General features: G+C 61.6%; 20 protein-coding genes. 15 read left to right on the top strand and 5 right to left on the bottom strand.

The window, feature by feature from the left end; all coding sequences use genetic code 11:
• The first annotated feature begins 19 nt into the window (after positions 1-19).
• The 4 genes from B5495_RS09345 to nhaD all read left to right on the top strand — a co-directional run bounded on the left by B5495_RS09345 (position 20) and on the right by nhaD (position 4,648).
• The gene (locus B5495_RS09345) at positions 20-787 is read left to right on the top strand and encodes an outer membrane protein OmpK (RefSeq protein WP_231897147.1); all 768 of its coding nucleotides are present in this window, start codon (positions 20-22) and stop codon (positions 785-787) included.
• A gap of 16 nt (positions 788-803) precedes the next feature.
• Positions 804-2,075, top strand: a complete 1,272-nt coding sequence (locus B5495_RS09340; RefSeq protein ID WP_079553205.1) for a NupC/NupG family nucleoside CNT transporter — start codon at positions 804-806, stop codon at positions 2,073-2,075.
• 35 nt (positions 2,076-2,110) lie between these two features.
• Positions 2,111-3,082, top strand: coding sequence for a magnesium transporter CorA family protein (locus B5495_RS09335; protein WP_079553203.1), 972 nt, complete (start codon positions 2,111-2,113; stop codon positions 3,080-3,082).
• A gap of 102 nt (positions 3,083-3,184) precedes the next feature.
• Positions 3,185-4,648 carry a sodium:proton antiporter NhaD gene (nhaD, locus tag B5495_RS09330; RefSeq protein WP_079553201.1) on the top strand — a complete coding sequence of 488 codons (1,464 nt, stop codon included), beginning with the start codon at positions 3,185-3,187 and terminating at the stop codon, positions 4,646-4,648.
• Positions 4,649-4,675: 27 nt separating this feature from the next.
• On the opposite strand, the gene B5495_RS09325 is transcribed toward nhaD, so the two are convergent.
• Positions 4,676-5,140, bottom strand: coding sequence for a MerR family transcriptional regulator (locus tag B5495_RS09325; RefSeq protein ID WP_079553199.1), 465 nt, complete (start codon positions 5,138-5,140; stop codon positions 4,676-4,678).
• A 153-nt stretch (positions 5,141-5,293) separates the two neighbouring features.
• Here B5495_RS09325 and B5495_RS09320 point away from each other — a divergent pair, with 153 nt between their 5' ends.
• From B5495_RS09320 to B5495_RS09310, 3 genes are all read left to right on the top strand, one after another.
• On the top strand, positions 5,294-7,441 hold the full coding sequence (locus tag B5495_RS09320; protein ID WP_079553197.1) for a heavy metal translocating P-type ATPase: 2,148 nt from the start codon (positions 5,294-5,296) through the stop codon (positions 7,439-7,441).
• Positions 7,442-7,528: 87 nt separating this feature from the next.
• Entirely contained in the window at positions 7,529-7,786 is a 258-nt protein-coding gene (locus tag B5495_RS09315; RefSeq protein ID WP_079553195.1) for a type II toxin-antitoxin system RelB/DinJ family antitoxin, read from the top strand.
• The gene (locus tag B5495_RS09310) at positions 7,786-8,058 is read left to right on the top strand and encodes a type II toxin-antitoxin system YafQ family toxin (RefSeq protein WP_079553193.1); all 273 of its coding nucleotides are present in this window, start codon (positions 7,786-7,788) and stop codon (positions 8,056-8,058) included. The genes B5495_RS09315 and B5495_RS09310 overlap by 1 nt, the downstream gene beginning before the upstream one ends.
• Here B5495_RS09310 and mntR read toward each other — a convergent pair whose 3' ends face one another.
• The gene (gene mntR, locus B5495_RS09305) at positions 8,059-8,529 is read right to left on the bottom strand and encodes a manganese-binding transcriptional regulator MntR (protein ID WP_079553191.1); all 471 of its coding nucleotides are present in this window, start codon (positions 8,527-8,529) and stop codon (positions 8,059-8,061) included.
• A 301-nt stretch (positions 8,530-8,830) separates the two neighbouring features.
• Here mntR and B5495_RS09300 point away from each other — a divergent pair, with 301 nt between their 5' ends.
• The 5 genes from B5495_RS09300 to B5495_RS09280 all read left to right on the top strand — a co-directional run bounded on the left by B5495_RS09300 (position 8,831) and on the right by B5495_RS09280 (position 13,690).
• Positions 8,831-9,823 (top strand): metal ABC transporter solute-binding protein, Zn/Mn family, encoded by a 993-nt coding sequence (locus B5495_RS09300; protein ID WP_079553190.1) that lies wholly within the window; start codon positions 8,831-8,833, stop codon positions 9,821-9,823.
• A complete protein-coding gene (locus tag B5495_RS09295) occupies positions 9,824-10,651 on the top strand; it encodes a metal ABC transporter ATP-binding protein (RefSeq protein ID WP_079553188.1) in 828 nt (275 codons plus the stop codon).
• A gap of 3 nt (positions 10,652-10,654) precedes the next feature.
• Positions 10,655-11,758, top strand: coding sequence for a metal ABC transporter permease (locus B5495_RS09290; protein WP_079553186.1), 1,104 nt, complete (start codon positions 10,655-10,657; stop codon positions 11,756-11,758).
• A 16-nt stretch (positions 11,759-11,774) separates the two neighbouring features.
• Positions 11,775-12,680: a metal ABC transporter permease gene (locus B5495_RS09285; RefSeq protein ID WP_079553184.1), complete on the top strand. Its 906-nt coding sequence runs from the start codon at positions 11,775-11,777 to the stop codon at positions 12,678-12,680.
• A gap of 128 nt (positions 12,681-12,808) precedes the next feature.
• Positions 12,809-13,690 (top strand): c-type cytochrome, encoded by an 882-nt coding sequence (locus B5495_RS09280; protein WP_079553182.1) that lies wholly within the window; start codon positions 12,809-12,811, stop codon positions 13,688-13,690.
• A 95-nt stretch (positions 13,691-13,785) separates the two neighbouring features.
• On the opposite strand, the gene rep is transcribed toward B5495_RS09280, so the two are convergent.
• Entirely contained in the window at positions 13,786-15,870 is a 2,085-nt protein-coding gene (rep, locus tag B5495_RS09275) for a DNA helicase Rep (RefSeq protein ID WP_079553181.1), read from the bottom strand.
• A gap of 137 nt (positions 15,871-16,007) precedes the next feature.
• Here rep and B5495_RS09270 point away from each other — a divergent pair, with 137 nt between their 5' ends.
• Positions 16,008-16,472, top strand: a complete 465-nt coding sequence (locus tag B5495_RS09270) for a tRNA (cytidine(34)-2'-O)-methyltransferase (RefSeq protein WP_079555012.1) — start codon at positions 16,008-16,010, stop codon at positions 16,470-16,472.
• Here B5495_RS09270 and pyrE read toward each other — a convergent pair.
• Positions 16,469-17,131 carry an orotate phosphoribosyltransferase gene (pyrE, locus tag B5495_RS09265; RefSeq protein WP_079553179.1) on the bottom strand — a complete coding sequence of 221 codons (663 nt, stop codon included), beginning with the start codon at positions 17,129-17,131 and terminating at the stop codon, positions 16,469-16,471. The two genes, B5495_RS09270 and pyrE, sit on opposite strands and share 4 nt — an antisense overlap.
• 87 nt (positions 17,132-17,218) lie before the next feature.
• On the opposite strand from pyrE, the gene B5495_RS09260 reads away from it, so the two are divergent.
• Complete coding sequence (locus tag B5495_RS09260; RefSeq protein ID WP_079553177.1) at positions 17,219-17,986, top strand: exodeoxyribonuclease III; 768 nt, start codon at positions 17,219-17,221, stop codon at positions 17,984-17,986.
• A gap of 126 nt (positions 17,987-18,112) precedes the next feature.
• Here the strand turns inward: B5495_RS09260 and rph are convergent, their stop codons facing one another.
• The gene (rph, locus tag B5495_RS09255; protein ID WP_079553176.1) at positions 18,113-18,862 is read right to left on the bottom strand and encodes a ribonuclease PH; all 750 of its coding nucleotides are present in this window, start codon (positions 18,860-18,862) and stop codon (positions 18,113-18,115) included.
• A 119-nt stretch (positions 18,863-18,981) separates the two neighbouring features.
• Here rph and B5495_RS09250 point away from each other — a divergent pair, with 119 nt between their 5' ends.
• Positions 18,982-19,875 (top strand): YicC/YloC family endoribonuclease, encoded by an 894-nt coding sequence (locus tag B5495_RS09250; RefSeq protein ID WP_079553174.1) that lies wholly within the window; start codon positions 18,982-18,984, stop codon positions 19,873-19,875.
• Positions 19,876-19,890 lie beyond the last annotated feature (15 nt).

The following is a 19,890-nucleotide window of genomic DNA, read 5'->3' as shown; positions in this document are numbered from 1 at the left end:
TCTGATCGCTGCGGGCGCCGTGTCTCTTGCCGCCTCCCCGGTACAGGCCGCTGATACCTTCACCCCCAACTGGTCGTTTGCCAACGTCTCGGTCAATTACCTCGACTGGTCGAATGGCACCGAGAAGCGTACCGCCGATAACGCCGCCAAGGGCGACTTTTTTTATCTCGAATTCGAGGGTGGCGCGGGTTTTGACTGGGGGGAAGTGTACGGTTTCTATGACTTCGAGAACCCGCAGAACGACCAGCATGAGGAAGACGGTCGCGATAATCGACGCAGCGCCGCGAAGGTCACCTCGCATATTTATCTGGGTGAAACGCCCTTGTCGCTTTACTTTCACGTCTATGACTTTCGCGACTACGGTTTCGACAGCCGGGAGCAGGACCGCATTGTCGGGCTGGGATACCGCCATACCTTCGATAACGGTTTCTTCTTCAAGCCGTTTCTGGGCAAAGCCTGGGTGGACAGCGAATCCGGGAGCTATAGCGGCTCAAACGGCTACATGCTGGGCTGGGTGCTGGGCTACGGCTTCGAGGCCTTCGGCCAGGATCTGAGCCTGACCAACTGGCACGAACAGACGTTCGACCGGGATGATGACTACCTGTCGAGTAACTACGTCAACGGGTCTGCCGGCAGTGTCGGCACCAACGGTGCCGTGGGCCTGTGGTGGCATCCGGTTGATACCATCACCACCGGCGTGCAATATCGCTACTCCAAGAACAAGCTGGGGACTCCCGATCATTATCAGAACGCCATGATCTATACCCTCAAATACAATTTTCTGTAAAGAAAAGGATTCCACCATGGTATTGATCATGAGCCTTGTCGGGATGGCGACCCTGATCCTTATCGCGTTGGTATTTTCTACCGACCGTAAAGCGATAAGCCTGCGCACGGTAGGGGTCGCGTTTGCCCTTCAGGCGGGTATCGGTGCCTTTGTGCTCTACGTGCCTTTCGGCCAGGCGGTACTCACATCGATCTCCGATGCGGTCAGTCAGGTCGTGCAGTACGCCAACGACGGCATCAACTTCCTGTTCGGCGGGCTGGCCGAGGTGGAATCGGTGGGTTTTGTCTTCGCGATCAAGGTGCTGCCGGTTATTATCTTTTTCGCTTCGCTGACCTCGGTGCTCTACTACCTGGGCATCATGCAGTGGGTCGTACGCATTCTTGGCGGTGGACTGCAGAAAGCGCTGGGTACCTCGCGTTCCGAGTCGCTTTCGGCCACCGCCAATATCTTTGTGGGTCAGACCGAGGCGCCGCTGGTTGTGCGACCGTTCATTACCCGCATGACGCAATCGCAGCTGTTTGCCGTAATGTGTGGCGGACTGGCGTCGGTTGCCGGCTCTGTACTGGCGGGCTATGCCGCGTTGGGGATTCCCATGGAATACCTGGTCGCGGCGTCGTTTATGGCCGCCCCGGGTGGCCTGCTGTTCGCCAAGCTGTTGATGCCCGAGACCGAAGAGGTCATCGATAGCGTTACCGAGGCCAGCGAGACCATGGAAGATCAGGCACGGCCGAGTAACGTGCTGGATGCGGCGGCCTCGGGGGCTTCCTCGGGGATGCAGCTGGCGGCCAACGTGGGCGCTATGCTGCTGGCGTTCATTGGCTTGATCGCGTTGGTCAACGGCCTTCTCGGCGGTATAGGCGGATGGTTCGGCATGGAGTGGCTGAGTCTTGAATGGCTGCTGGGTTGGCTGTTCGCGCCCCTGGCGTTTTTGCTCGGTATCCCCTGGCAAGAGGCGACGTTTGCCGGTTCGTTCATTGGCCAGAAGTTGGTGCTCAACGAATTTGTGGCTTACGTCAATCTGGCCCCGTATATCGATGGTGACACCGTGGTGGCCGCTACCGGTGAGGTGGCATCGGCGCATACCGTGGCGATCTTGTCGTTTGCCCTCTGTGGTTTCGCCAATCTATCGTCCATCGCGATTCTGCTGGGTGGGCTGGGCAGCATCGCCCCGAGTCGGCGTCACGATATTGCCCGCTTTGGTCTTAAGGCGGTGCTGGCGGGTACCCTGTCCAATTTGATGTCTGCGACCATTGCGGGTTTCTTCATTGCCTTGACCGCAGCAGGCTGAGGGACGGCTATAGCCGCAGGCACAAGAGGACGTCGATGATACGCACGCTTTTAACCACCGCCGGTGGCGAAACTCACACCGGCGGTGAAGAACTGATCGAACGCTTTCATGCCGAGCCTGAAAGTCGGATCTGGATTGATGTGCAGGGGGAAAACAGCGCGCGGGAGAAAGCGCTGCTGGAGGCGTTCGGGTGTCATCCACTGGCGATTATTGATGCCCAGAAGGACAATCGTCATCCGCCGAAAATCGAAACGTTCGAGACCCATACGCTGATCATCTACCGTGGGCTGGCGGCGTTTGATGCCGATCTGGAATATCAGCCGCAGCAAATTCCCTTTTTTATCGGCGAGCGTTACCTGATCAGCTTGCACGCCGGCCAGGCCATGAGCATCGACCGGATGCGCGGGCAAAACGGCGGTGCGCTGCTCAACAAGTCTCCCGGGCATCTGGCGCTGCGTATCATGTACCTCTCGGCGGGGTTTTATCAGGAAAGCCTGACCGAGTTTGAAGCCCGCCTTAGTGAGCTTGAGGACGCGCTGGTGGAAAACGGCACCGATACGCTGATGAAGCAGGTTATCGGCTACCGTTCGCGGCTGTTGAAAATGCGCCGCATCTTCAATTACCACCAGTCGATCACCGGCGAACTGCTGTCCACGGAATGTGCGCATATTCCCCACGGCCACGAAGATACCGAGCATGCGATCAACGACGTGCACGAGCGTTTTGAGCGCCTCTATAGCTTGACCAGCATGTATTACGACATTTGCGGTGACTTGATCGACGGCTATATGTCGCTTTCCTCCCACCAGCTGAACCGCACCATGCAGGTGCTCACGGTGATCACCGCGATCTTTGTGCCGCTGAGTTTTCTGGCCGGCCTTTACGGCATGAACTTTGCCTATATGCCCGAGCTAAGTTACCGCTACGGCTATTTTTTCCTGCTGGGAAGCATGGCTGCGATTGCCTTTGGGCTGATCTGGTTGTTCCGGCGCCAGCGCTGGCTGTAGCACTATTTCTGCCGCAGTGCATTGCAGGCATTTGTTTGTGTGCTTATCATTGTGGCAATTTCTCGCCTCTTGACCCTCTCTGTCCTCCCCAAGGTTTATGCCATGCTACCAAGTGCTCCCGCCTTTCGGCCCCGTTATCTTCGGGTTCGCCGGCTGCTTTTTGCTGCCTGTCTGTTGTGTTTTCCCGCCTTCGCCTTTGCTGATGCCGGGCCGCTCGATCTAACGCTATCGGTGGCCGGCATCGCCTCGGTGGCCATTTTCCTGCTGGCCTATGCGCTGGTGATGGGCGAAGAACTGCTGCACATGCGCAAGTCCAAGCCGGTATTGATTGCCGCCGGGCTGATCTGGACGCTGGTGGCGTGGATGTACATGCGCGCGGGCCTGCCCGACGTGGCCGAAACGGCGTTTCGTGAAACGCTGCTGGAGTACACCGAACTGCTGCTGTTTTTGCTGGTGGCGATGACCTACATCAACGCCATGGAAGAGCGCCGCGTGTTCGACAAACTGCGCTCCTGGCTGGTGTACAAGGGCTTCAGCTACCGCAGCCTGTTCTGGATTACCGGCATTATGGCGTTCTGGATTTCAGCGGTGGCCAATAACATGACCACGGCGATGTTGATGTGTGCGGTGGTGCTTAAGGTGGCCGAAGGCGACAAAAAGTTTATCAGCCTGTGCTGTGTGAACGTGGTGGTGGCGGCCAACGCCGGCGGCGCATTCAGCCCCTTTGGCGATATCACCACGCTGATGGTGTGGCAGGCCGGCCAGATCCCGTTTGGCGGTTTTTTTGTGCTGCTGCTGCCGGCCATCGTCAATTTCATGGTGCCGGCGCTGATCATGAACTTCTTCATCGTCAACCAGAAGCCAGCGTCGCTTTCCGAGAACGTGTGGCTCAAGCGCGGTGCACGGCGTATCGTGCTGCTGTTCTTGCTGACCGTAGCCATTTCCGTGCTGTGCCACTCGGTGCTTAATTTGCCGCCGGCCATGGGCATGATGTTTGGCCTGGGGCTGCTGCAGTTTTTCGGCTATTACCTGCGTCGCAGCCTGCCGCGGTCGCTGGAGCGTAAGCGCGAACGCTACTCGCGCCGTGGTGACTGGCGCAAGCTCGAACAGCTGGGCAGCGTCGTGCCGTTCGATATTTTCAGCCGGATTGCGCGCTCCGAGTGGGACACGCTGCTGTTCTTCTACGGCGTGGTGATGTCGGTGGGCGGCCTGGGTTTTCTGGGTTACTTGAGCCTGCTCTCTGAAACCCTTTATGGCGGCGGCAACCCGGTATTCGCCAACGTGGTGCTGGGGATGATTTCCGCGGTGGTGGATAACATTCCGGTGATGTTTGCGGTGCTGTCCATGGCGCCGGATATGTCCGAGGGCAACTGGCTACTGATTACCCTGACCGCCGGCGTGGGCGGCAGCCTGTTGTCCATGGGCTCGGCGGCGGGCGTGGCGCTGATGGGCCAGGCGCGCGGCATTTATACCTTTGCCGTTCACCTGCGCTGGGCGCCGGCCATTCTGCTGGGCTACGCGGCAAGCGTGGGCACACATTTGTGGATCAATGCGTCGATGTTTTAAACCGTTTTAGCGGGTTAAAAAAGCGCATTAACGAATCGTCTGCTGGCCGCCGTGGCCGGCAGCGTGCAAACACTGCTGATGGTCGCTCAGCACTTCCACAATGCGACACTCGTCCACACGTCCGCCGGCGCATTGGGCCACCATTCTTTTCAGCTCGTCTCTGAGCGCACTCAACCGTGCAATGCGCGCCTCGACCTCGTCGAGGTGGCGTTTGGCAATGACGTCGGCGTGGTCGCAGGGCATGTTGGGATGGTCGGCCATGCCCAGCAGCTCGCGCACCGCCTCCACTGAAAACCCAAAATCCCGTGCGTGACGAATAAACGTCAGCCGGCGCAGCGTAGCGTTGTCGTAGCGGCGCTGGTTGCCGGCGTTGCGCGTGGCCGGCGGCAGCAGCCCGATCTGTTCGTAGTAGCGCACGGTCTGAACCTGGCAGCCGGCCCGCTGTGCAAGCGTGCCGATGCCGAAGGCGGTAGTCGCGGTGGCGTGTGACATAGAAGGCTCCTTTATCGATTTGCACCCGTTGTCGTTCTTGAACCTGTCGTTTTGCTTGAACCGGCTTTTTTTGACTTGCACCTAAAGTGGCTTCAGGTTTTATCTTGGGTGAAGACACTCAGATTGCAAGGCCGGACGGCCGGGAAGGAACGTATGACGCTATCGGCAAACAATACTGCACATCCGTCGTTTCAGCGGCTGCGCGTCAGCGGGATGGACTGTGCCGGCTGCGAGCGCAAGGCCGTTGCCGCGGCAACGCGGGTGGCGGGTGTGGCGCACGCCGAGGCCAACGCCGCCGCCGGCACGCTGGATATCACCCCCGAGCCCAACGTCACGCCTTCGCCCGAGGCGATCGAGCAGGCCATGCGCGGGCTGGGCTACGCCGTCGTCAGCAAGCCGGCCGCCGGTGAGGCGGTAGATGAACCCGCCTGGTGGCAAAGTGCCAAGGGCAAGCTGGTGCTGGCCAGCGGCGCGCTGCTGGCGCTGGCAGCGGTGCTGCACCTTGCCTGGCCGGCGTTGGGTAGCTGGCCGTTCGTGGCGGCCACGCTGGTGGGGCTTTATCCGATTGTGCAGGCCGCGTGGCAGGCGCTGCGCGTGGGCGAAGTGTTCACCATTGAAGCGCTGATGAGCATTGCCGCGGTGGGGGCGCTGATTATCGGCGCGGCGGCGGAATCCGCCGTGGTGGTGGTGCTGTTTGCCGTGGGTGAGCTGCTGGAAGGCGTGGCTTCATCCCGGGCGCGGCGGAGTATTTCCGCGCTTTCCGATCTTACCCCGAGCACCGCCTGGCGCCTTGCCAGCGTGGGCGAAGCCCCCGAAGAGGTACCGGCCGACTCGCTGGCACCGGGTCAGCGCGTACTGGTGCGCCCGGGTGACCGTCTCCCCTGCGATGGCCGCATCGAGCAGGGCGGCTCCTATATCGATGAATCGCCGGTCAACGGCGAGGCCGAACCGCGCTACAAGCGTGGGGGCGACGACGTGTTTGCGGGCACGGTCAATCAGGACGGCGCGCTGACCGTTGAAGTCACCCGCCGCGCTGACGACAACACCATCGCGCGGATCATTCGTCTGGTCGAAGACGCCCAGGCCGCCAAGGCGCCGGTGGCACGTTTCATCGATCGTTTTGCCCGCTGGTACATGCCCGTCGTGGTCGCGCTGGCGCTGCTGTTGGCCGTGGTGCCGCCGCTGGTATCGGGTATGGCGTGGTCGGAATCCATTTATCGGGCGCTGGCGCTGCTGCTGATCGCCTGCCCCTGCGCGCTGGTGATTTCCACCCCGGCCGCGATTGCCGCGGGGCTTTCCAGCGGTGCGCGGCGCGGGCTTTTGATCAAGGGCGGCGCGGTGCTGGAAAGCCTGGGCAAGCTCAAGGTGGTCGCGCTGGATAAAACCGGCACGCTGACCGCCGGCGCGCCCGAGGTGACCGATATTGAGGCCTGGCACGGCGTAGAGCGGGCCGAGGTGCTGAGTCTGGCCGGCGCGCTTGAGCGTGAATCCGGCCACCCGATTGCCGCGGCGATCGTCGCGTATGCCAACGCAGCGCGAGAAAAGCCGCAGCTGCCAGCGGTCGAAGACGGCCGTGCCATCGCCGGCGCGGGCGTTAGCGGTCGCATTGGCGGCGTTGAGGTAACGCTTGCCAGCCCGCGCTACGCCGCCGGCGTCGCCACCCTGGATGAGGTGGCCAACGCGCGGATTAACGCGCTGGAAGAAGAAGGTAAAAGCATCAGCGTGCTGCTCAAGGACGGCGTGGCCGTTGGCGCTATCGCCCTGCGCGATGAGCCGCGGGAAGACGCCAGGAAAGGGCTGGACGCGCTTTCCAAGCTGGGCGTGAAGGCAGTGATGTTAAGCGGCGACAACGCCCGCAGCGCGGCGGCCATTGGCAAAATGCTGGGTATTGAAGCCCACGGCGAGCTGATGCCCGAAGACAAGGCCGGCTACGTGTCCCGCTGGCAGCAGGAAGGCCGAGGGCCGGTGGGCAAAGTGGGCGACGGCATCAACGATGCGCCGGCGCTGGCCGCCGCCGATGTCGGTATCGCTATGGGCGGCGGCACCGACGTAGCGCTTGAAACCGCCGACGCGGCGCTATTGAAAAACCGCGTGGCGGGCATCGCCGAGCTGATTCAGCTGTCGCGGGCCACGCTTGCCAACGTCAAAACCAACGTCGCGCTGGCGCTGGGGTTCAAGGCGATTTTTCTGGTCACCACCGCGCTGGGCATTACCGGCCTGTGGATCGCGGTGATGGCCGATACCGGCGCCACCGTGCTGGTCACGCTCAACGCCATGCGCCTGCTGCGGCATAAGTTTTAATGATGCCGAAAGCAGCAGCCAGCAAGATCCTGATGCAAAACTGCCTATTTGTGTCTACAATGTAGCTACTATAAAGGAGGAAATACCATGAGTAGCGATGCCGTAGTACGCGCCCGCATCGATCGTGAAACCAAAGAACGCGCCACCGCAGCGCTTGAAGCAATGGGGCTGTCGGCCTCTGACGCCATCCGTCTGTTGATGATACGTATCGCCGATGAGCAGCGTCTGCCTTTTACCGTTCAGGTACCCAATTCCACGACTGCCGCGGCAATGGATGAGCTGGAATCGGGCAAGGGCAAGCGCTCCGAGAGCGCCGATGGCCTGTTTGAGGACTTGGGTATCTGATGCTGACGCCGGTACGCACCCGTCAGTTCAAACGGGACGTAAAGCGCCTCCAGAAACGCGCCAAGGACATGGCCAAGCTGCGGGAATTGCTTGGCCTGCTGATCGAGCAAAAACCTCTGCCCGACGCTTATCAAGACCACGCCCTGCGGGGAAACTGGAAAGGCTACCGAGACGCGCATATAGAACCGGATTGGTTGCTGCTGTATCGCGTTGACGGCGATGAATTACAGTTAGCGCGTATGGGCAGTCACACTGATTTATTTCAGGAGTGATTAACGCGAAGCGGCAATAAAGCGCTGCATGACGTCGAGGGTTTCATCGCAGACGTGGTGTTCCATGCCTTCGGCGTCGATGCGCGCGGCGTCGTCGCTGACGCCGAGCGCGCGCAGGAAGTTGAGCATGATGTCGTGGCGCTCGCGGGAGGCCTTGGCCATGGCGTGGCCGGCTTCGGTCAGAAACAGCGAGCGATAGGGGCGGTTGGTGACCAGCTCAAGCTCGTTGAGCCGGCGGATCATCTTCGACACGGTGGCCTGGCTGACGCCCATGCGCGCGGCAATATCCGTTGCCCGGGCTTCGCCACGGTGGGTCAGCAGGTCGCCAATCAGCTCGACGTAATCTTCAATCAGCTCGGTTTCATGGGCCTGGCGCACCGTGGCGTACTGGCGCGCGTGCTGTTTGACCGGCGGCAGCGCATCAACGCTGGCATTTTGGGGTGCGCTCTGGGGCGTTTGATCGTGACTCATGAAGGCATCAGACGTATCGGCATAAGGGTTAATCAGAAGGAGTTAATGAGAATAAAAGCTAACGGCATCCCATGTTAGCGCACTTTGCACCACGGCAGTAAGCCGACCCGGGAACGTGACGGTCGGCGTTTCTCACTGCTTCTTTTCCTCCCCCCTCCTTTCCCGACCGGCTGACAACTCTCGCGGCTGACGCTATCGCATTGGCGAATGCGTCTTGTATTTGAATGGGCGGCTGGCTAAACTTAGCCAAGGCTTACTTTATAGCTTTACGCTAAACTATACCGCCTTGGAGAACTGCCCCATGACGACCCGCTACGCCGCTTCCTTGCTGACGCTGGCTCTGGCCGCCCCGCTGGCCCATGCCGGCGCCGGGCAAGCCGACGTTGAACAGGCACCGCTGAACGTGGTGACCACCATCGGCATGATTGCTGACGTGGCCCGCGAAGTCGGCGGTGAGTGCGTGGCGGTTGAGGCAATGATGGGCCCGGGCGTTGACCCGCACCTGTATCAGGCCAGCGCCAACGACGTAAAAACCCTGCGCGACGCTGACCAGATCCTGTATTCGGGGTATGCGCTCGAAGGCCAGCTGGGCGACGTGCTGGATAACTTTTCGCGCCAGAAAACCACCGTGGCGGTGGCGCCGGAATCGATTGATCCGGCGCAGCTGCTGACCGCTCAGGACGTCTACGGCATCGATCCGCACCTGTGGATGGACGTGTCGATTTGGGCACAAACCGTGGAGACCGTCAGCGATACGCTGAGTGAGGCGCGCCCCGAGTGCGAAGACGCCATTCGCGATCGCGCCGAGGCCTACGCGGCGCAGCTCGCGGCGCTGCACGAGTGGATCGAAGACAGCGTTGCCACTATCCCCGAAAAGCAGCGCATTCTGGTCACCGCCCACGATGCGTTCAACTATTACGGCCGCGCCTACAACATCGAAGTGGAAGGGATTCAGGGCATCAGTACCGATACCGAAACCGGCATTGCCGATATTCGTCGCATGTCCGACGTGGTGATCGACCGCGAGGTGCCGGCGGTGTTTATCGAAAGCACGATCAATCCGCGCACCATTCAGGCGGTGATCCAGGCGGCTGAACAACGCGGCCATGAGGTCGTTATTGGTGGCCAGCTCTACTCCGACGCAATGGGCGCCAACGATACCGCCGACGGCACTTACATCGGCATGCTGCGCGCCAACACCCAAGCCATTGTCGAGGCGCTGGGCGGCGAAGTCGCACCGCTCCCCGCAGCGCTTGAATCCTGGGCTGAGCAGTGGGATTTCGACGAGGCGTAAATGCAAAAAAGAGACGTTATGGATACCGATGCCGCCGTCAAGGTCAAGCACCTGACCGTCAGCTACCACAACACGCCGGTGCTCTGGGACGTCAATCTGGCTATTCCCGCGGGCGTGATGGCCGGTATTGTCGGCCCTAACGGCGCGGGCAAAAGTACCTTTATCAAAAGCCTTTTAGGGCTGGTGCCGTCGCTCTCGGGCAGCGTGAGCTTCCACGGCCAGTCGTACAAGGCGCAGCGCAAGCGTATCGGCTATGTGCCCCAACGTTCGAGCGTGGACTGGGATTTCCCTACTACCGTGCTCGATGTGGTGATGATGGGCCTTTACGGCCGCCTGGGTTGGCTCAAACGCCCCGGGCGCAAGGAGCGCCACGAAGCGCTTGAGGCGCTGGAAATGGTCGGCATGCACGACTTTGCCGGCCGCCAGATCAGCCAGCTTTCCGGCGGCCAGCAGCAGCGGGTGTTTCTCGCCCGCGCGCTGGTGCAGCAGGCCGATATTTACTTTCTCGACGAGCCCATGGCCGGCGTGGATGCGACCACCGAGCGGGCGATTATCGACATTCTGCGGCGCCTGCGCGATGCGGGCAAAACCCTGATTGTGGTGCACCACGATCTGCAGACCGTACAGCGCTACTTTGACTGGCTGCTGATGCTCAACGTCGAGGTGATTGCCTCGGGGCCGATTGACGAGGTGTTCACCGGCGACAACCTCAAGCGCGCCTACGGCGGCCAGATTGCCTTGCTGGATAAGCACGATGTGGCTAACGCAAGCAGCGTGTTCGACACCACCGGGGCACCCGCCTTCACCGCAACGGAGCGAGCCGAATAATCCATGTCCTGGCTATCTCTTCTGGGTGATTACACCTTTCAAAACGTGGTCATGGGGGCTGCGTTTCTCGGCATTATCAGCGGTGCGCTGGGCAGCTTTGCGGTGCTGCGCGGGCAAAGCCTGCTGGGCGATGCCATTTCGCACGCGGCGCTGCCCGGCGTATGCCTCGGTTTTATTGTGGCCGGCAGCCGCAATATGGGCAGCATTATTGTCGGCGCGGCGGTGACCGGCGGGCTGGCCGCGCTGCTGATGCTGGCACTGACGCGCCTGAGCCGGCTCAAGACCGATGCCGCGCTGGGCGTTTGCCTGAGCCTGTTCTTCGCCATCGGGGTGGTGCTGCTGACCTATATTCAGGGCACGGAAAACGCCTCTCAGGGCGGGCTTGATGCTTTCCTGTTCGGCCAGGCGGCGGCCACGCTGCGCTCGGATGTGTGGGTCATGGGCGGCATTACGTTCGCAGCACTGGGGATTCTCGCAGCGCTGTGGAAGCAGGCCAAGCTGGTCACCTTTGACGCTGAGTTTGCCCGCACCCTGGGCATGCCGGTGACGCTGATCGAAGTGCTGCTGACCACCATGATCACGTTGGCCGTGGTGGTCGGGCTGCAAATGGTCGGCGTGGTGCTGATGGCCGCGATGATCGTGGCACCGGCGGTGGCTGCGCGGCAGTGGAGCCGTCACCTGGGCGGCATGGTGATGATTTCGGCGTTTATCGGCGTGATCAGCGGGATTTCCGGCGCCACGCTGAGCACCCTGGGCCGCGGGCTGGCCACCGGGCCGCTGATTATCCTCAGCGCCTCGGCCATCGTGCTGGTGTCGCTGGCGATTGCCCCCGGCCGCGGGATTCTGTGGGAAGTGCTGCGTCTTGCCCGGCAACGCTGGTCGCTGCAAAAGCGCCAGATCCTCTATGTGCTCTACCAGACGCGCCTCGAGCAAGACGAAAGCGAGCGTAGCCCCTGGCTTAGCCGCAGCGCGTTGACTGCGTTGGCGCTTTACCGCCTGCGGCGCCAGGGGTTTTTGACCTCGCCCCGCCCGCGCGAGTGGCAGCTGACGCCGTCGGGCGTGCGCCAGGCGCAGCGCATCACGGCAACCTTTAACACCCATCAATAAAGCGGCAGAGGCGATAATGCTCGAGGCATTTTTCAACAACGCAGAGTTACAGATCATGCTGGTGGGAGCGATGGTCGGCACGGCGTCGTCCATCGTCGGCACGTTTCTGGTGCTGCGCGGCAACAGTATGCTGTCCGACGCGATCAGTCACTCGATCGTGTTCGGCATTGTCGTGGTGTGGCTGTTGACCCATCACCAGAGCGGCCCGGTGCAGCTGATCGGCGCGGCGCTCACCGGCCTGCTCACGGTGTTTCTCACTGAGCTTCTGGCCAGCTCCAAGCGCATGAAGCAGGACGCCGCCATCGGGCTGGTATTTCCGGCGCTGTTCTCCATCGGCGTGCTGCTGTTAAACGTCTACGCCAACGATGTCCACATCGACACCCACACGGTGCTGCTGGGCGAAATCGGCTTTGTGTGGCTGGATACCGTGGAAATACTCGGCTATCACGTCCCCCAGGCGGTGGTCTCGATGACCATCATGCTGACGCTTAACCTGTTGTTTGTCGGCGCGTTCTTCAAAGAGCTCAAGCTTTCGACCTTTGACCCGGCGCTGGCCAAGGCATTGGGTTTTGCGCCGGGGGTGCTGTTCTATGCGCTGCTGATGCTGACCAGCTCTACCGCCGTAGCCGCTTTTGACGCCGTGGGGGCAGTGCTGTTCATCGCCTTCGCCATCGTGCCGCCGGCGGCGGCTTACCTGCTCACCGACCGCCTCTGGCTGATGCTGGCACTCGGCGCGCTGATTTCCACCGCGGCAAGCGTTAGCGGCTATTATCTGGCCGTGCGCTGGGATGTTTCCATCGGCGGCATGATGGCGGTGATGACCGGCGTGTTCCTGCTGCTGGCGTTTATTGCCGGCCCGCGCTACGGCATTATCAGCCAGCGCCTGCGCCGCCACCGTGCCCGCGGGCTGGCCGCTGGTTAACCCGCTATTTTCCCGAGATCAGCGTTGTCGGTATACTAGCCCGATAGGCTCGTCCGGGCGTCACGGCAAACCGCCGAACGGCGCCGCCGCGCGCAGGTTTCGATGATAATACTAATGAGGTGGTGAGAGTGGATTTCAAGCTGATCAAAAGCGGGCTGGCGGCCCTCGGTGTGCTGGTGAGCGTGTCTGGCGCCCAGGCGGCCGTGGATAAAGACGCCATTGCCGAGCGTCTCGCGCCGGTGGGCGAAGTCTGCCTGGCAAGTCAGGATTGTGGCAGCGCCTCCGCCGCACCGGCGGCCAGCAGTAGCGATGACGGCGGCGGCGCCGACGGCGAAGGCATTTATGGCCAGGTATGTTCCGTTTGCCACGACTCGGGCGTAGCGGGTGCGCCGGTACGCGGCGATGAAGACCAGTGGGCGGCGCGGGTGGATAAGGGCTTTGATACGCTTTTAGACCACGCCATCAACGGCTTTAACGGCATGCCGGCCAAAGGCGGCAACCCAGGCTTAAGCGATGACGACATGCACGCCGCCGTGGCCTATATGGTCGAGCCGGTGATGGACGTCCCCGACGCCGAAGGCGCCCCGGCCAAAGACGCTACGGAAGAGAGCGCTGAAGATAGCGCTGAAGATAGCGCCAAGGAAAATAGCGCAAGCGCCGACGCTGCCACGCAGGAAGACACCGCCGCGGCAGATGACGCAAGCGCTGAAGAAGCCGGTGACCAGGCTCAGGCCGAAGACACGGCCGGCGGCGAATCCGCCTGGGCAAGCATTGATGGTAAAGCCGTTTTCGACAAGGCCTGCATGGCCTGCCACGCCACCGGTGCTGCCGGTGCTCCGGTGGTGGGTAACGCCGAGCAGTGGGCTTCGCACATTGAAAAGGGCAAAGACACCCTCTACGACCACGCCATCAACGGCTTTAACGCCATGCCGGCCAAAGGCGGCCAGGCTGGCCTGTCTGACGATGAGGTCAAGGCATCCGTTGACTACATGGTGGAAGAGTCCCAGTAAATAGAAGCCAGTAAGCGTGCGTTAGCCGCATTCGCCAAACCCCGCAGGAGCCGGTTTTCAGCCGCCGGCCCTGCGGGGTTTTTTGTGCCTGAACGTTAGTTGATTAACGAACGCAGATCGGCCAGCGCGCTTTGCCCGCGGGCCTGCTTTTTCTCGGGGTCTTCTTTATCCGGACGGCCTTCCCAGTCCAGGTCTTCCGCCGGCAGCTCGTCCAAAAAGCGGCTCGGAGTGCAGTCCGACAGCTCGCCGTAGGTTTTGCGCTGGCGCGCAAGCGTCAGCGTCAGCGTGCGGCGCGCGCGGGTAATACCCACGTAGGCCAGCCGGCGCTCTTCTTCTACGCTGCCGTTTTCCACGGCGTTGCGGTGGGGCAGCAAATCCTCTTCCAGCCCCATCAGGTAAACGTGGGGGAACTCCAGCCCCTTGGAGGCGTGCATGGTCAGAAGCTGCACGCGGTCGGAGTCGTCTTCTTCGGCCTGCTGTTCGAGAATATCGCGCAGCACCAGCCTTGAGATGGCCGCGTCGACGCTGTCGGTTTCGGTGGCTGTTGAATCCGTGTCTTCAGAGTTGCTGTCTTCAGGACTATTGTCTTCGGGGTCGCGATTAAGCGATTTTTCCAGCTGGTCAATCAATATCCACACGTTGCCCATGCGCCGCTCGGCCACGGTGGGCGCGCTGGCGTTCTGATACAGCCAGGCTTCGTAGTCCATTTCGGTCATCATCTGGCGGATGGCGGCAATCGCATCGCCGCTATCCATGCGCCGGCGCGCGCCGTCAATAAACTGGGTAAAGCGCGTCAGCCGCTCCACGGCGCGTTCGGGCAGGTGCTGCTCAAGGCCCATCTCATGGCAGGCGGCGAACAGCGCGGTGCCCCGTTCGGTGGCGTAGTTGGCGAGTTTCTCAAGCGTCGAGGGGCCGATCTCGCGGCGCGGTACGTTAACGATGCGCAAAAAGGCGTTATCGTCGGCGGGGTTGATCAACAGGCGCAAGTAGGCCATGGCATCCTTGATTTCGCCCCGGGAGAAGAACGAGGTGCCGCCGGAGATCTTGTAGGGAATCTGGTAGTGCTGCAGCTTGAGCTCTAATAGCCGCGCCTGAAAGTTGCCGCGGTAAAGCACGGCAAAGTCCCGCCAGGCGGCGGATTCCTTGATCCGGCGGGTGAGGATTTCGCTGGCCACGCGCTCGGCCTCGGCCTCTTCGTGGCGGTTGACCACCACGCGGATTGCCGCGCCGTCGCCCATCTGCGACCACAGCGTTTTTTCATACACGTGGGGGTTATGCGCGATCAGCGCGTTGGCGGCGCGCAAAATCGTCCCGGTGGAGCGGTAGTTCTGCTCCAGCTTGATGACCTTCAGGCGCGGGAAATCTTCGCCCAGGGTAATCAGGTTTTCCGGCCGTGCACCGCGCCAGGCGTAGATCGACTGGTCATCGTCGCCAACCACGGTGAAGGTTTGGCGATCGGCCATCAACAGCTTCACCAGCAGGTACTGGCTGACGTTGGTGTCCTGGTATTCGTCTACCAGCATGTAGTGAATCTTGCGCTGCCAGCGCGCTAATACCTCGGGGCTATCGCGCAGCAGTACCACCGGCAGCAGAATCAGGTCGTCAAAATCCACCGCGTTGTAGGCGCGCAGGTGGCGCACGTAGGCTTCGTAAACCCGGGCGGCAAAGTGGGCGTCGTCATCGGCGGCGTGGGACAGCGCTTCGCCCGGCAGCACCAGGTCGTTCTTCCACTGCGATATTTGCCCCTGCACCGCGTTGATCGCCTCGGCATCGACCTGGGCATCCTTGTTCATCAGGTCGCGCAGCAGCGCCTTGGCGTCTTCGGGGTCAAACAGCGAAAAGCCCGGCTTGTAGCCCAGCGCCTTGAGCTCGCCGCGGATGATATTGAGCCCCAGGGTATGAAACGTCGACACCGTCAGGCCGTGACCTTCCTTGCCCACCAGCATGCTGCCCACGCGCTCTTTCATCTCGCGAGCGGCCTTGTTGGTAAAGGTGACGGCGGCGATGCGTCGGGCACTCATGCCGCACTCTTTCACCAGATAGGCAATCTTGGTGGTAATCACGCTGGTTTTGCCCGACCCCGCGCCGGCCAGTACCAGGCAGGGGCCGTCGATGGCGTGCACCGCTTCCTGCTGGCTGGGGTTCAGACCGCGTATGCGCTGGGCAATGCTGGGCTTCATGGGGAAATACCTCTTGGGCTGCGTCTGAAAAGTGCCGATGCTGGCTCATACGACGTTCTAACGTGGGCCGGACGCTATGTATTAGCGCGTGCGTGGCTGCGATAATGACCAACTGCCCCAAATACGAGACCACGAGCATGTTCGAAATTGCGCTGTTTGAACCGCGCATGGCGCCCAATACCGGCAACATCATGCGCTTGGCGGCCAATAACGGCTGCCGGCTGCATTTGATCGAGCCGCTGGGGTTTGATCTGGAAGAGCGCAAGCTGCGCCGCGCGGGGCTGGATTACCGCGACGCGGCCAACGTCACGCGGCACGCCAATTTTAGCGCCTTTCAGGCGGCCATGCAGGGGCGCACCGTGTGGGCGCTGACCACCCACGGTACGCGCTTTTACACCGATGCGGCCTTTGCCCCGGGCGATGTCCTGCTGTTTGGCTCGGAAACCGGCGGCCTCTCGGCTGAGGCGCATGCAAGCCTGCCCGAGGCGCAAAAGCTGCTGGTGCCCATGCAGCCCAACAACCGCAGCCTGAATCTGTCCAACGCCGTGGCGCTGGTCAGCTATGAGGCGTGGCGCCAAAACGGCTTTACGGGCGCGGTTTAATTGACGCCGTAGCGCGCGCGGTAAGCGCGGATCGCCTCGGCGTGGGGCTGCATCTCGGGGCCGGCGTGCTCTTCCAGATAGGCCAGCACCTGGTCCAGTGTGACGATGCTGACCACCGGCATACCGTAGCTGTCCTGAACTTCCTGAATCGCGCTTTTTTCCCCCTGGCCGCGTTCCTGGCGGTCCAGCGCAATAATCACCCCGGCGGCGTGGGCCTTGTGCTGTTCGATGATGTCCATGACTTCGCGCACCGCGGTACCTGCGGTGATCACGTCATCGATGATGAAAATACCGCCGGCCAGCGGCGCGCCGACGATGCTGCCGCCTTCGCCGTGGGTCTTGGCCTCTTTGCGGTTGAAAGCGTAGGGCATATCGCGGTCGTGATGATCGGCCAGCGCCGCGGCGGTCACGGCGGCCAGCGGAATACCCTTGTAGGCCGGGCCGAACAGCACGTCGGCGGAGAGGCCGCTATCCACAATGGCACGCGCGTAAAAGCGCCCGAGGCGCGCCAGCGCACCGCCGGTCTGAAACAGCCCGGCGTTGAAGAAATACGGGCTGATGCGGCCGGATTTCAGCGTGAACTCGCCAAACTTGAGCACGCCCTGTTCAATGGCAAAGGTAATGAAATCGCGTTGATACGGTTGTAGGGGGGCAGCCACGGCGCTCCTCGCTATTTTTGCTGGGGGGATTTACTCAAAGGTGGAAACGTCGGGTATCATACAGCAGCGACGCAAAAGGGACGATTTATGAAAATTGCCAGCATCAATGTCAACGGTATTCGCGGTGCCGTCGAGCGTGGTTTCCTGGACTGGCTGGCTCAGCAGGACGCCGACGTGGTCTGCGTGCAGGATACCCAGGTAAAAAGTTTCGAGCTGGGCGATCATATTCTTTATCCCGAAGGCTACGAAGGCTACTTTCTGGATGCCGAAGAAGACGGTTTTTCCGGCGTGGCGCTTTACTGCCGCAAGATTCCCAAGGCGATCATGTACGGCCTGGGTTTCCCCGAGTGCGATCAGGAAGGGCGTTTTCTGCAGGCCGACTACGACCGCTTCAGTATTGCCACTTTCCTGATGCCCGACGGCCGTGACCAGCGCGCCAAGCAGCACTTCATGGAGCAGTATCAGGAATACCTGAGCAAGATGTCGCGCAAGCGCCGCGAGTACATTATTTGCGGGACCTGGCACGTGGCGCACAAGACGCTCGATCTGGCCAACTGGTCCGACAATCAGCTGACGCCGGGCTTTCGCCCCGAAGAGCGCGCGTGGATGGACAACGTGCTCGGCCCGACCGGTTTTATCGACACCTTCCGCGAAATAAACCGCCGCGCCGACGAATACACCTGGTGGCCCAAGCTCGATCAGGACTTGCCCCGTACGCGTCAGGAAGGCTGGCGGCTCGACTACCAGATGGTTGGCCCCAACTTCCGCCGCCACGTGGTGGATGCGTGGATCGACTACGACGCCACCTTCTCCGAGTACGCCCCGTTGATCGTCGAGTACGATCTCGATTTGTAGGAAAGAACGCTAAGCGCGAACGATAAAGAACGTTATCCACAGGCCAGCACGATGAAGGGCCTGTGGATTTTTTTATGGATCGTTTTCTTGTGGTTCTTACTTAACGCGTGGCGTTTGGCTTGTTGATCAGTCGCGCATTTCCAGCGCTTCGCGCTGATAGCGGGTCAGCGTGCTGCCGGCCTGTTCGGCCAAGTCGAGCATGGCGTTGAGCTCGGTGCGGTTGAACGCGCCCGCCTCGGCGGTGCCCTGCACTTCGATCAGATCGCCGCCCTCGGTCATCACCACGTTCATGTCGGTATCGGCGCTGCTGTCTTCGGGGTAGTCCAGGTCGACCACTGGCACGCCCTTGTAAATACCCACGGACATCGAGTTGACCAGCTGCTTGAGCGGGTCGCTCTTGATCTTCTTCTCGCGCTGCAGGTAGCGCAGCGCATCCACCAGCGCCACGCAGCCGCCGGTAATTGCCGCGGTGCGCGTTCCGCCGTCGGCCTGAATCACGTCGCAGTCCACAGTGATGGTGAACTCGCCGAGCTTCTTCAGGTTCACCGCCGCGCGCAGGCTGCGGCCAATCAGCCGCTGGATCTCAAGCGTACGCCCGCCCTGCTTGCCGCGAGTGGCTTCGCGCCCACCCCGGGTGTGGGTGGCGCGGGGCAGCATGCCGTATTCGGCGGTCACCCAGCCCTGATGCTTGCCTCGCAGCCAGCGCGGCACGCCGGCTTCTACGCTGGCGTTGCACAGCACCTTGGTATCGCCAAACTCCACCAGTACCGAGCCTTCGGCGTGGCGGGTGTAGTTGCGCGTCAGACGCACGTCGCGCGGTTCGTCGTGCTGGCGATTGCTCGGGCGGATCACCTCGGGTTGCGGCGTTTTGCTCATGATAGGGCACCTTGTGATGAAAATCGGGCAGGCTATTGTACATGCCTTGCCCGACCCCGGCGGGATATCGGATAAACTGGCAACCGTTATGTTTAAGACACTGCCATCAGGGAGTCGATATGCGCCATACCACCCAAGCCAGTGACAACACTGTTCACAGCATGACCGCCTTTGCCTGCACCAAGCAGGCCGCCGAATTCGGCACGTTGAAAGTCGAGCTGCGCTCGGTGAACCAGCGCTATCTGGAGCCAAACTTTCGCCTGCCCGAGGCCCTGCGCGCGCTGGAGCCGCACCTGCGCGAAGCACTGCGCCAGCGCCTTGCCCGAGGTAAAGTGGACGTCACCCTGCGGCTTGAAGCCATTGACGACAGCCACACGCCGGCGGTCAATACTCGGCGCCTGGCCGAGCTTGCTACCGCCTTAGAAGTGGTGCAGCGCGAAGTGCCCGGCACTGCCGCGCCCACTGCCCTTGAGCTTTTGAACCAGCCCGGCGTGCAGGAAAGCCGCCGCCACAACGGTGAGGCGATCAACGCCGCTGCCCGTGCGCTGTTCGATCAGGCGATTGACGAGCTGCTGGACGCCCGCGCCCGCGAAGGCGAAAAGCTCGCCGTGATGATCACCACTCGGCTCGACGGCGTTACTCGGCAGGTCAGCACCGTTCGCCAGCTGCTGCCGGATCTTCAACAGCGCCAGCGTGCCCAGCTGCTGGAGCGCCTCGACGCCGCCCGCACCGAGCTTGACCCCCAGCGGCTCGAAGCCGAGCTGGTGCTGGTGGCACAAAAAAGCGACGTTGCCGAAGAGCTCGACCGCCTCGATGCCCACGTCGAAGAAGTCCGCCGCCAGCTTGGCCAACCCGGCCCCAAGGGCCGCCGGCTGGACTTTTTGATGCAGGAACTCAACCGCGAAGCCAATACGCTCTCATCAAAATCCATCGTCGCCGACACCACCCGCAGCGCCGTCGAGCTCAAGGTGCTGATCGAACAGATGCGCGAGCAGGTGCAGAACATAGAGTGAATGCCAAAAGGCCGA

This window comes from Vreelandella subglaciescola, from assembly GCF_900142895.1.
GTDB lineage: Bacteria > Pseudomonadota > Gammaproteobacteria > Pseudomonadales > Halomonadaceae > Vreelandella > Vreelandella subglaciescola.
Note: the sequence above shows the minus strand (reverse complement) of the source record. Positions and strands in the feature narration are given on the sequence as shown.